The 11,822-nt window shown below is 43.9% G+C and carries 9 protein-coding genes; 7 read left to right on the top strand and 2 right to left on the bottom strand.

Features of this window, described 5'->3' with window-relative positions:
* Positions 1-83 precede the first annotated feature (83 nt).
* The 7 genes from JIG41_RS07125 (at position 84) to JIG41_RS07095 (ending at position 7,874) form a co-directional block, all read left to right on the top strand.
* Positions 84-1,385 (top strand): GntP family permease, encoded by a 1,302-nt coding sequence (locus tag JIG41_RS07125; protein ID WP_036973562.1) that lies wholly within the window; start codon positions 84-86, stop codon positions 1,383-1,385.
* A gap of 9 nt (positions 1,386-1,394) precedes the next feature.
* Positions 1,395-2,585 carry a homoserine O-acetyltransferase gene (locus JIG41_RS07120; RefSeq protein WP_036973560.1) on the top strand — a complete coding sequence of 397 codons (1,191 nt, stop codon included), beginning with the start codon at positions 1,395-1,397 and terminating at the stop codon, positions 2,583-2,585.
* 4 nt (positions 2,586-2,589) lie between these two features.
* Positions 2,590-3,351 (top strand): 3-hydroxybutyrate dehydrogenase, encoded by a 762-nt coding sequence (locus JIG41_RS07115; RefSeq protein WP_036973558.1) that lies wholly within the window; start codon positions 2,590-2,592, stop codon positions 3,349-3,351.
* 9 nt (positions 3,352-3,360) lie between these two features.
* Positions 3,361-4,068, top strand: coding sequence for a CoA transferase subunit A (locus JIG41_RS07110; RefSeq protein ID WP_075594213.1), 708 nt, complete (start codon positions 3,361-3,363; stop codon positions 4,066-4,068).
* Positions 4,069-4,079: 11 nt separating this feature from the next.
* Positions 4,080-4,739 carry a 3-oxoacid CoA-transferase subunit B gene (locus JIG41_RS07105; RefSeq protein ID WP_036973555.1) on the top strand — a complete coding sequence of 220 codons (660 nt, stop codon included), beginning with the start codon at positions 4,080-4,082 and terminating at the stop codon, positions 4,737-4,739.
* Between the two features lie 226 nt (positions 4,740-4,965).
* A complete protein-coding gene (gene fusA, locus JIG41_RS07100) occupies positions 4,966-7,053 on the top strand; it encodes an elongation factor G (RefSeq protein WP_199524485.1) in 2,088 nt (695 codons plus the stop codon).
* 401 nt (positions 7,054-7,454) lie between these two features.
* Positions 7,455-7,874, top strand: coding sequence for a hypothetical protein (locus JIG41_RS07095; protein WP_036973553.1), 420 nt, complete (start codon positions 7,455-7,457; stop codon positions 7,872-7,874).
* Positions 7,875-7,917: 43 nt separating this feature from the next.
* Here JIG41_RS07095 and JIG41_RS07090 read toward each other — a convergent pair whose 3' ends face one another.
* Together JIG41_RS07090 and hemB are read right to left on the bottom strand one after the other, a co-directional pair.
* The gene (locus JIG41_RS07090) at positions 7,918-10,668 is read right to left on the bottom strand and encodes an ExeM/NucH family extracellular endonuclease (protein ID WP_199524484.1); all 2,751 of its coding nucleotides are present in this window, start codon (positions 10,666-10,668) and stop codon (positions 7,918-7,920) included.
* Positions 10,669-10,801: 133 nt separating this feature from the next.
* Positions 10,802-11,812 carry a porphobilinogen synthase gene (hemB, locus tag JIG41_RS07085; protein ID WP_065979460.1) on the bottom strand — a complete coding sequence of 337 codons (1,011 nt, stop codon included), beginning with the start codon at positions 11,810-11,812 and terminating at the stop codon, positions 10,802-10,804.
* Between the last annotated feature and the right edge of the window lie 10 nt (positions 11,813-11,822).

Here is an 11,822-nt window from a genome sequence, read left to right as displayed (position 1 = left end):
TTTTTTTGGCGCTTAAGGTAAGACTGAATGCATTATTCCGATGTCACCTCATCTGTTTAATAACAATAATTATAGGAATGTCTATGCTGAGCATGATAGGACTGTTAGGCGGTTTAATACTGCTGATCATTTTAACGTTGCGTGGGGTAAATTTATTTATTGCCGCGCCAATCTGTGCGCTACTTGTCGCACTCAGTAGTGGCATGGCTATTTTTCCTGTGTCGGCTGACTCAAACTTTATTAATGCCTATATGGACGGCTTTGCTGGTTTCTTAAGTGCGTGGTTCTTTATGTTCTTGCTGGGATCTTTATTCGGTAAGTTTATGGAAGACACGGGTGCGGCAGACAGTGTGGCAAGTTATATTGTGGGTAAACTAGGCATGAAGCACGCGGTGCTTGCTGTAGTGATTGCGTGTGCTGTATTAACGTATGGTGGCGTTAGCGTGTTTATCGTAGCGTTTTCTGTCTACCCAATGGCACTTAGTTTGTTTAAAGATGCCAATTTACCGCGCCGTTTTATTCCAGCGACCCTCGCATTTGGCTCAGTGACCTTTACCATGACCTCGGCTGGTTCACCTGAAATCCAAAACTGGATCCCCGTGAAGCACTTAGGTACCTCGCCTTATGCTGCATGGGAAGTGAGTTTAGTGGTGGCTATTTTCATGGCTATAGCAGGCTATTTTTGGTTAAACAAAATGATCAAAAAAGCGGTGGCTAATGGCGAAACTTTCGAAGCGCGTGATGACGACCCGGTAATAATTGAACGTCGTCGCCCGCACCCAATTACGGGGGTGATCCCTTTGATTGTGGTACTGCTTTTATCATTTACTTTACACGATGTGTTACAGCAAACAGCATTGATCGTTGCGTTGCTGGGAGGGGTGTTAAGTATTGTGATTATTAACTTTAAGCATTTTCACGATATGGGGAATGCCATTAATGTGGGTACAACCGGGGCATTGGTCGCCATTGGTAATACCGCAGCAGTTGTTGGTTTTGGTGCGGTGGCTAAGGTGTCACCTGCGTTTACTGCTGCTGTGGATGTAATGACGCATATGCCTGGCAATGAACTTGTAGGGGCTGCGGTTGCCGTGAGTGTCATTGCGGGTTTAACTGGTTCGGCTTCTGGCGGGCAAGCCATTGCATTACCCCTTGTCGCACCTGGGTATTTAGATATGGGTGTGAACCCAGAGCAACTACACCGTGTGGTGGCAATTAGCTCGGGCGCACTCGACACCTTGCCGCATAATGGCTATGTGGTAACGACCATACGCGCTATCTGTAAAGAAACGCATCAACGCGCTTATTGGTCAATGGCAGCGCTAACAGCGGTTATTCCGCTCATAGGTGTGGCATTGGCACTTGGACTCTTTATTTTATTTTAAGGAACAGCAATGAAAACTAAATTAATAATGTTGCTATGGTTGGTTGTATTTAGTTGCACAGCGTTTGCTGCTGATAACACACCACCTCAGACAATGCTGGTAGAAAAACAGCATTTTACGACAAAGGACTTTACCACTGTCTCTGGCGTGACTTTACCTAAAGTCGATATTGGTTGGGAAAGTTACGGTAAATTAAATGCCAACAAAGATAATGTGATTTTAATTACCCATTATTTTTCGGGTACCTCACATGCTGCGGGAAAATATAAAGCAGATGATGCATTACCAGGGTATTGGGATGCGATCATCGGCCCAGGTAAGGCGATTGATACTAATAAATATTTTGTGATCAGTTCAGACACCTTAGTGAATGCGAATTGGCACGATTCTAATGTGATCACCACAGGTCCAGCATCGATTAACCCAAAAACGGGTAAACCCTATGGTTTGGATTTTCCTGTTGTGACGATCACTGACTTTGTTAATGTGCAAAAGCGTTTATTAGACAGCCTAGGCATTAATAAATTACATGCAGTAATGGGCGCATCTATGGGCTCGTTTCAAGCGCTTGAATGGGCAACACGTTACCCCGATAAAGTAGAGCGTTTAATTCATGTCATTGGTGCGGCAACGATGGACGCATGGACTGTCGCAGCACTTGAAAAATGGGCTTTACCAATTCGCCTTGATAAAAATTGGCAACAAGGTAATTACTATGGCAAAGAGCGCCCGTTAGAGGGGCTTGCTGCAACCATGCTCAATATCACTCAAGATGCAATGCACCCGATTATTTACAATGCCAGTTTCCCAGATTTTAACGTTCTAGATGACGGGGCGTTAAAAGACATTCGCACTTTGCCTAAATTAAACCAAGTGCTTGCACAGCGTGCAATGGCGCGTGCGCAAACTCAAGATGCGAACCATGTATTGTATTTGGTCCGGGCATCACAATTATTTACGGCGGGTATGCAAAGTGATTTAACCAGTGCACTTAAAAACGTATCTGCAAAAACCTTACTGCTTCCTGCAAGTAACGACTTATTGCTACGCCCTGAAAACATGCGCGCTGTGTATGAAACCATGAAAGCGCAAGGTAAAGATGTCACGCTTTCTGAAATCGAAGGCGGTTGGGGGCACCTTGATGGCCTGTTCTCAATTGCGCCTAAGGCGCAGCTTATCAGTGAGTTTTTAGAGGAGTAACCCGATGAGCAAAACAGTTTTAATTACCGGTGCTGCCAGTGGTATTGGGCTGTATATTGCCCAGCAACTTGCGATGCAAGGGCATACCATTATTGTCACTGATTTAAATCAACATGCGGCGCAGCAAGCAGCAGCAGGAATTGTAGAGCAAGGCGGTAGCGCTGAAGGCTATGCACTGAATGTGGCAGACAGCACTGCGATAGAGCAATTTTTCACTGAGCTAAATCAGCCGATTGATGTTCTTATTAATAATGCGGGTATCCAGCATGTTGCCAAGCTTGAAGACTTTCCGGCAGATAAATGGCAGTTTTTACAACAGGTAATGCTTGTTGGTCCGGCAATGATGACCAAAGCGGTATTGCCGCGTATGCGTAAGCAAGATTTTGGTCGCATCATTAACATTGGCTCAATTCATGCCATGGTCGCCTCTAAGTATAAGTCGGCTTATATCGCCGCAAAACATGGCTTAATTGGCTTTGCAAAAACCATGGCACTCGAAACTGGCGATGCCAACATCACGATTAATACGGTGTGTCCGGCGTATGTGAAAACCCCGCTGGTGGAGCAGCAAATAGCGTCTCAAGCGAAAGAACATGGCATTTCTGAGCAGCAAGTGATCGACACCATTATGCTTGCTCCTATGCCGAAAAAGGCATTTATCGGCTTAGATGAAATACTGCATACCGTGAGCTTTTTAATGGCGGATGCAGCAAGAAACATTACTGCGCAAGCAATCGCCATTGATGGCGGTTGGACAGCACAATAGGAGGAGCCCATGGCTGGTTTTGATAAAGTAGTAACAACGTATAGTGATGCTATGGCAGGCCTTGAAGATGGCATGACTGTCATCGCTGGCGGCTTTGGCTTATGTGGTATTCCCGAAGGTCTAATTGCTGAAATTAAACGTCAAGGCACGCGTGATTTAACCGTGGTGTCGAATAACTGCGGCGTAGATGGTTTTGGCTTAGGTGTGTTGCTCGAAGACAAGCAGATCCGCAAAATGGTGGCGTCGTATGTCGGCGAAAACGCGTTATTTGAGCAGCAATTATTAAACGGTGAGCTTGAGGTTGAGCTCACACCGCAAGGCACCTTAGCTGAAAAAATGCGTGCTGGTGGTGCGGGTATTCCTGCATTTTATACCGCGACGGGTGTGGGTACACCGGTCGCTGAGGGTAAAGAAACCCGCAATATTAATGGTCGCGATTATTTATTAGAGCCAAGTATTACGGGTGACTTTGCGATAGTAAAAGCGTGGAAAGCAGACCGTTACGGCAATTGTATTTATCGACATACGGCAATGAATTTTAACCCGATGGCGGCAACCGCGGGCAAAATTACGGTTCTTGAAGTTGAAGAAATCGTTGAGCCAGGGGAGCTTGAGCCAAGTCAAATTCACACACCGGGTATCTATATTGACCGCGTGATTAAAGGTGAATTTGAAAAACGCATCGAGAAAGTAACCACTAAGCAAGAGAGCCAATAAGGAGCACGCAGATGGCATTATCACGAGAACAAATCGCTAAACGCGTGGCGATGGAATTACAAGACGGTTACTACGTTAATTTAGGCATTGGAATTCCAACCTTAGTCGCGAATTATGTCCCTGATGGCATCGAAGTGATGCTGCAATCAGAAAATGGCTTGCTCGGTATGGGTCCCTACCCAAGCGCAGACCAAGTTGATGCCGATATGATCAACGCCGGTAAAGAAACGGTCACTGCGGCAACGGGGGCGGCTATTTTTAGCTCTGCAGAAAGCTTTGCCATGATCCGTGGCGGGCATGTTGATTTAACGGTACTGGGTGCCTTTGAAGTTGACCAAAACGGCAACATTGCCAGTTGGATGATCCCGAAAAAGCTTGTTAAAGGCATGGGAGGCGCAATGGATTTAGTGGCCGGTGCTAAAAACATTATTTGCACCATGACGCACGCCAATAAACACGGTGAATCAAAGCTACTAACAGAGTGTAGTTTACCGCTCACTGGTGTTGGTTGTATTAATAAAGTGATCACCGATTTAGCGTTATTAGAAATTAAAGACGGTGCATTTCATTTATTAGAGCGTGCCCCAGGTGTTTCGGTTGATGAGATTATTGCAAAGACACAAGGCAAACTTATTGTCTCGGGTGAGATTCCTGAGATGGCATTTGATTAGGCGTTTTTTCGCATTATTTCGAATCTCTTTTTATTTTTGGAGACATAAAATGACTCCTTGGCACCTTAACATCACTTTAACGGCACTTTAAAAAGTGCCGCTTATCCTTTGCATATAAAAATTTTATAAAATTGATTGCATTTTAAGCGACTTCTATGGTGATGTTCGCTTTAAGTAATGCTATACTCCCGCCGAATAATTTTTCGACTTTATTAAGAGTAAAATAATGGCAGATTTATCGAAGTACAGAAATATTGGTATTTTCGCCCACGTTGACGCGGGTAAAACTACCACCACTGAGCGTATCCTTAAGCTTACGGGTAAAATTCATAAGACTGGTGAGGTACACGACGGTGAGTCTACTACTGACTTCATGGAACAAGAAGCTGAGCGCGGTATTACAATCCAATCAGCAGCTGTAACTTGTGAGTGGAAAGGCCACCGCTTAAACGTTATCGATACTCCGGGACACGTTGACTTCACAGTAGAAGTATACCGTTCACTTAAAGTACTAGACGGTGGTATCGGTGTATTCTGTGGTTCTGGTGGTGTTGAGCCACAGTCAGAAACTAACTGGCGTTATGCGAACGAATCAGAAGTTGCACGTGTAATCTTCGTAAACAAACTAGACCGTATGGGTGCTGACTTCTACCGCGTAGTTGGTCAAGTAGAAAAAGTACTTGGTGCTAACCCACTAGTTATGACTTTACCAATCGGTATCGAAGACCAATTCTGTGGTGTTGTAGACGTACTTGAGAAAAAAGCATACGTTTGGGACGAGACAGGTCTTCCTGAAAACTACGAAGTACAAGACGTTCCAGCTGACATGGTAGACAAAGTTGAAGAATACCATGAGATGCTAATTGAGTCTGCTGTTGAGCAAGACGATGAGCTAATGGAAGCGTACATGGAAGGTGAAATGCCTTCATTAGAAGAAATCAAGCGTTGTATCCGTAAAGGTACTCGTGATCTTGCGTTCTTCCCAACGTTCTGTGGTTCTGCATTCAAAAACAAAGGTATGCAATTAGTACTAGACGCGGTTGTAGATTACCTACCTGCGCCTACAGAAGTTGATCCACAGCCTCTAACTGATCCAGAAACAGGTGAAGCGACTGGTGAAGTTGCAACTGTTGATGCAGATGCACCACTTAAAGCGTTAGCGTTCAAAATCATGGACGACCGTTTCGGTGCACTTACATTCATCCGTATCTACGCTGGTCGTATGAAAAAAGGTGATACAGTACTTAACTCTGCAACAGGTAAAACAGAGCGTATCGGCCGTATGGTTGAGATGCAAGCTGATGAGCGTACTGAACTTACTGAAGCACAAGCGGGTGATATCATCGCTGTTGTTGGTATGAAGAACGTTCAAACTGGTCACACTCTATGTGATCCTAAGCACGAATGTACACTTGAAGCGATGATCTTCCCTGATCCAGTTATCTCAATCGCTGTTGCGCCTAAAGACAAAGGCGGTAACGAGAAGATGGGTATCGCGATCGGTAAGATGGTTGCAGAAGATCCTTCATTCCAAGTTGAAACTGACGAAGATTCAGGCGAAACCATCCTTAAAGGTATGGGTGAGCTTCACTTAGATATCAAAGTAGATATCCTTAAGCGTACTTACGGCGTAGACCTAGTTGTTGGTCAACCTCAGGTTGCTTACCGTGAAACTATCACGAAAGAAATCGAAGATAGCTACACGCACAAGAAACAATCTGGTGGTTCTGGTCAATTCGGTAAAATTGATTACCGCATCAAACCAGGTGAGCCTAACTCAGGTTTCACATTCACATCTTCAGTTGTTGGTGGTAACGTTCCTAAGGAATTCTGGCCTGCAGTTGAGAAAGGCTTTAAGTCTATGATGGATGAAGGTGTTCTAGCTGGCTTCCCAGTATTAGACGTTGAAGTAGAACTTTTCGACGGTGCTTTCCACGCAGTTGACTCATCAGCAATCGCGTTCGAAATCGCTGCTAAAGGCGCTTTCCGTCAGTCTATCCCTAAAGCGGGTGCACAACTTCTTGAGCCAATCATGAAAGTTGACGTGTTCACACCAGAAGACAACGTAGGTGACGTAATCGGTGACCTTAACCGTCGTCGTGGTATGATCAAAGACCAAGAAGCAGGCGCAATGGGCGTTCGCATCAAGGGTGAAGTACCACTTTCTGAAATGTTCGGTTACATCGGTCACTTACGTACTATTACGTCTGGTCGTGGTCAGTTCTCTATGGAGTTCTCACACTACGCACCATGTCCACAAAACGTAGCTGAAACCGTAATCGCTGCAGAAAAAGAGAAAAAAGCTGCTAAGTAATTAGCCTTTTAATTTCTTCAAAAAACCCGCACTTGTTGCGGGTTTTTTATTGCCCGCCAAGCACGATTACAAATAACACATCTAAATTAATCTTCTATTCAGTGCTTCTTTATTAATGTTCCCAATATGATCACGGTTTTTAGTATTGGTTTTATTTTCATAATTACCAAATAAGTACTAAGTGGTTTGATGTGCATGATTTTTGTACAAATTTATTTTTAATCTAAAAAGCTATGCTTTTTAGTAAGTTGTGAATTAATCATTTTGTTCTAGTCTAAAAGTCTTATTTTGCACCTTGTGTACCTTTTTTGAACGGTGTAGAATTGCCTTGCGAATGATTAGTTAATCATTTTGTATTAAAAGTCCTGCTTATTTTTATTAAAAATTAAAGATATATTCTCATGAAAACGATTAAGTTAAGTCCAAATTGGACCGTACAGGGAAGCAAGTTAGTGCTGGCTAGTCTTGTTGCATTTAGTGTTAACATTATTGGTACGTCATTACTGATGTTTATTTTGCCAGTTTTACTGTTTATCACGGTATTAAACTTTTTGCAGATCCGTTTTTTACACTGCTACAAAGCTGGCATTTGCTATTCTCGTGGTTTTGGTAAGCGTTATATAAATGCTGAAGAGATTAAAGCCATTGAGTTTAAGAAAGTGGCCTTTCTTACGGTGTTTAAGATTAGCCTTGAGAATGGTGAAAAATACCATTTTAGTAATTGGCAAATTAATGAAGAGCAGCAATTAGCAATTACGAAGTTGTATAAAGTAAACAAAGGCTCTAGTACATTTAAGGCACATGTAGAGTGTAAGGCTTAAATCGCAGGATGAATAAAGGCCGCAATTGCGGCCTTTTTAATGTTTATGCTTTAAAGCGGCGGCGTACAGCCACGAAAGGTAAAGCAAGTAAACTCAGCCAGCCAAATGAGCCAGAATCGTCTTCGTCTTCGTCGTCAGCTTCATCATTTTTCACATTGATGTAAAGCAGTTGCGCTTCCGATAAGTTACCTGCGCTATCTTCAGCGCGGATCATAAGTGTTAGTTTATTTTCGAACTCATAATCAAGCTCTTTCGTAAGGCTGATTTGACCGAGTGCGTCGATTGATATCGCATCTGCGTTTTCACCAGAAACAATGAATTTTACAACTGGCGTATACTCAGCATCAGCATCGCTGAATTCAAGTTGGCCAATGACAGTACCAATCGCGCTATTTTCAAGTACTTCGAAAGCTTGCTCTGGGCTTATTACTGGGGCTTGTGGCTCAGGAATAGGCTCTGGTGCTGGCTCTGATTTAATATCAATGATGACTGGGTCATGATCCGATGCTCGATAAGCATTGTCTGCAAAGAGGCTTGCTTGTTGAGTTGATGACTTGTATTCAAGATTATAGTCTAAGCTAATTGGCTCATCGGCATTGATATGCCAATCTGTCGCTGCAACTACTTTACCAAGCAGTGATTCAGATACTAATGCATGATCAAGGCTACCAATACGACCAGAGAAGCTATAAGAATAACCTAATGTGTTACCATCTAACTCTGCAACAGCACTCTTAAGGCCTTTGTCTGCAAATGCACGGATAGGGTCTTCCATAGCATAAGCGTTCATATCGCCAACCAAAATGATATCGTCATCTGCGACACCCGTAGGATGAGTGGCTAACCAATCTGCATAGGCATTGGCACCCGCAACTCGAATTTCATTCCAACATGCTTGGCCATCGCCTAAATCTGCATTATTGCCTTCGGCACTGCCACAGCCTCCTTTTGATTTTAAATGCGCAACAGCAACAGTGAAAACCTCTTCTGTTTCTAGCGATTTAAAACTTTGTGCAATTGGCGGACGATTACTGTAATCAAATGGTGCAACCGTAGTATGCGCGGCTGTGCCAACCTCGGTTACTTTATTTGCACGATAGATAATTGCCGTTGTAATCGCGTCAGTGCCTACCTGTGGGACATTAAAGTCAACAAAAGCATAATTGTTGTTTACGTCTTCATCATTGAGTGCTGCTACTAGGCTGGCAATAGCGCTATTTTCACCAAAGCCATCGTTTTCGATTTCCATTAAGCCAATCACATCTGCCTGAATTGCAGTGATTGCACTGACGATTTTCGCTTGTTGACGAATAAACTCTTCTTCACTGTCTGCACCGCGGCTAGTAGGAAAACCTGCACCTTGGCCATCACCATTGAAGTAGTTCAGTACATTGAAACTAGCAACACGTAAATCTGCACCTTCGGCAAGCTCAGGTGCGTCTGCACGTGGATTTGTTGCTGTAAAACTAGGTTGCACAGTCGGGTGAATACGGTAACGGTCAAAGCTGTAACCCATTACACCGGTGATAGAATTTACTGTATCGCCTAAACGCAGAGTATTATAAGCATCGAGGCCCGTGCCAGGATAAGCAATTGGATCACGGTTTTGTTTGGTTGAACCATCATCAATTAAGATTTGCTTCTTCAGGTTTTCAGCTTCAATTGCATTCGCAGCATCACCTGGGAGCGCAACTTGCGTGCCTTGGTATAAACGCTCAGTACCTAAGTCAACTTCGCCGTAGCGGCCAAGGCCATAGTTGTTATTAACGACAAGTGGTTGAGAGAGGGTAACGAGCATACCTTCGTAAGCTTCAAGGTCTGCAACGTCAGCAACTGGCAAGGTGATAGCCGTAGCGTCGGTAGTTAAACCTGTCGCACAAATTTCTACTTGGCTAACATCACCCAGTTGTGTTGCGCTGTAGTATTCAGCCACGCTGCCTTTAACACGTACGTGGTCACCAACAGTCACATCAGTATCAGCGAAATAAACGAATACGCCTTCAGAGGTAAGTGGGTTTGCATCGATATCAGCCGCAAGTGAGCTGATGAAGAAACCTTTAAGTTGATCATCACCTTGGAAGTCAGCAGTGACTACGCCTTCAACTTCTACTTCAGTGTTAATAAGTGGGCTATCACCCCCTTCACCTTGAATGGCACTGATTAAGGTTTTTTCTGCGCCACACACAAGTGGTGTTACTGGCTCTGGCTCAGGTGTTGGTTCACTGCTGTCACCATAAAGGCCTAAGTTGCTGAAATCGTCTTGATCGAATTGTTCCCACTCTTCGCTTGGGTTAAAGGCTGCCGCTGCATCGGTACGGCCAGTGGTTACACTCGTTTTACGACGGAGTGTTTTATTAGCCGTTGTTACTCCCCCCTCAGACCACGCTGAACCTGGATCAACACCGAGTTGACCAAAGCTATCAACAATTGCTCCGTCTTTGCTTAATACCAACGCATCATCACCATTAAAGTAGGTAATGGTTGAATCTGTATCTGCTTTTGCTATTAATTCTGCACTAGCGCCTGCATTAGCAATCACATATGTGCCATTTGCAGCAAGGGTACCGCTTAAGGTGAGGCTGTTATTAGGAGAGGCTAAGTCACCATTTCCATTTGAATACAATGAGATAGTGTAACCATCGAGTGATAACTCGGTGCTTGACGTGTTGTAAAGCTCAACAGCTTTGTTGTTGGCGCTTCCTTCAACGTATTCTGAGATGATTAAGTTGGCTGAGGCAGGCGCGCTCAGGCTTGCAATGACAAGCGCGAGCGGCGTTAATTTAGTATTTATCATTATATTTTCCCGTGTATGTATGATTTGAGTCCCAAATTGGGACACAATACTTTAAGGAAAATCTATGACAAATTGAATACAAAATGTTAATAAAAGTGAAATAATCACTGTTTTTTAGACTATTTACTTTAGGTTAGTTATTTTTTAACCACGTTGCTGCTTGTTTAGCAAAATAAGTGAGGATGCCATCGGCACCTGCACGTTTAAAGGCCAGTAAAGATTCCATGATTATTGCCTCTTCTGCAAGCCAACCATTATCAATGGCTGCTTTATGCATGGCATATTCACCGCTCACTTGATACGCAAATGTTGGTACGCCAAACTCGTCTTTCACGCGACGTACAACATCTAAATATGGCATGCCAGGTTTAACCATCACCATATCTGCACCTTCTTGTAGGTCTAACGCTACTTCACGCAAGGCTTCATCTGAATTTGCTGGATCCATTTGATAGGTTTTTTTGTCGGCACCTTTTAAATTACCTGCTGAGCCTACCGCATCACGAAATGGTCCATAATAGCTTGAAGCGTATTTAGCAGAATACGCCATGATGCGAGTATGGATATGGCCTTGCGCTTCTAATGCTTCTCGAATTGCACCGATGCGACCATCCATCATGTCAGAAGGTGCGACGACATCAGCACCGGCTTCGGCATGTGAAAGTGCTTGTTTTACGAGTATTTCAGTTGTCACATCGTTAATCACATAGCCTTCGTCATCAATAATGCCGTCTTGGCCATGCACAGTGAATGGATCGAGTGCAACATCAGTGATAACCCCCAGCTCTGGAAATGCTTCTTTTAGTGCACGCACAGTGCGTTGTGCAAGTGCATCTGGGTTGTAAGCTTCTTCAGCGAGCAGTGATTTTTTATCACTCGGTGTAACAGGAAAAATCGCGACAGCGGGTACACCTAATTCAACAAGCTCTTTGGCTTCTTCTAGCAATAAGTCGATAGAAAGGCGCTCAATCCCCGGCATAGATTCAATGGCTTCACGGCGGTTTTTACCTTCTAACACAAAAACAGGGAAAATAAGATCATTCACGGTTAGTTGGTTTTCAGCCATAAGGCGTCGAGAGAAATTATCACGGCGCATACGGCGCATACGTGTATATGGGAAAAGATCGAGTCCTGATTGGGCCATGCTTTTATAC

Origin of the sequence: Pseudoalteromonas sp. bablab_jr011, assembly GCF_016464045.1 — a bacterium.
Lineage (GTDB): Bacteria > Pseudomonadota > Gammaproteobacteria > Enterobacterales > Alteromonadaceae > Pseudoalteromonas > Pseudoalteromonas lipolytica.
The sequence above is the reverse complement of the archived record's forward strand: the minus strand, read 5'-3'. Positions and strand labels throughout refer to the sequence as shown.

What these genes read in the sequence shown, in the direction of transcription:
- JIG41_RS07090 (WP_199524484.1), bottom strand. Translation starts at nt 10,668, where the DNA reads ATGATAAATACTAAATTAACGCCGCTCGCGCTTGTCATTGCAAGCCTG.
- JIG41_RS07115 (WP_036973558.1), top strand. Translation starts at nt 2,590, where the DNA reads ATGAGCAAAACAGTTTTAATTACCGGTGCTGCCAGTGGTATTGGGCTG.
- JIG41_RS07125 (WP_036973562.1), top strand. Translation starts at nt 84, where the DNA reads ATGCTGAGCATGATAGGACTGTTAGGCGGTTTAATACTGCTGATCATT.
- hemB (WP_065979460.1), bottom strand. Translation starts at nt 11,812, where the DNA reads ATGGCCCAATCAGGACTCGATCTTTTCCCATATACACGTATGCGCCGT.
- JIG41_RS07095 (WP_036973553.1), top strand. Translation starts at nt 7,455, where the DNA reads ATGAAAACGATTAAGTTAAGTCCAAATTGGACCGTACAGGGAAGCAAG.
- JIG41_RS07120 (WP_036973560.1), top strand. Translation starts at nt 1,395, where the DNA reads ATGAAAACTAAATTAATAATGTTGCTATGGTTGGTTGTATTTAGTTGC.
- JIG41_RS07105 (WP_036973555.1), top strand. Translation starts at nt 4,080, where the DNA reads ATGGCATTATCACGAGAACAAATCGCTAAACGCGTGGCGATGGAATTA.
- fusA (WP_199524485.1), top strand. Translation starts at nt 4,966, where the DNA reads ATGGCAGATTTATCGAAGTACAGAAATATTGGTATTTTCGCCCACGTT.
- JIG41_RS07110 (WP_075594213.1), top strand. Translation starts at nt 3,361, where the DNA reads ATGGCTGGTTTTGATAAAGTAGTAACAACGTATAGTGATGCTATGGCA.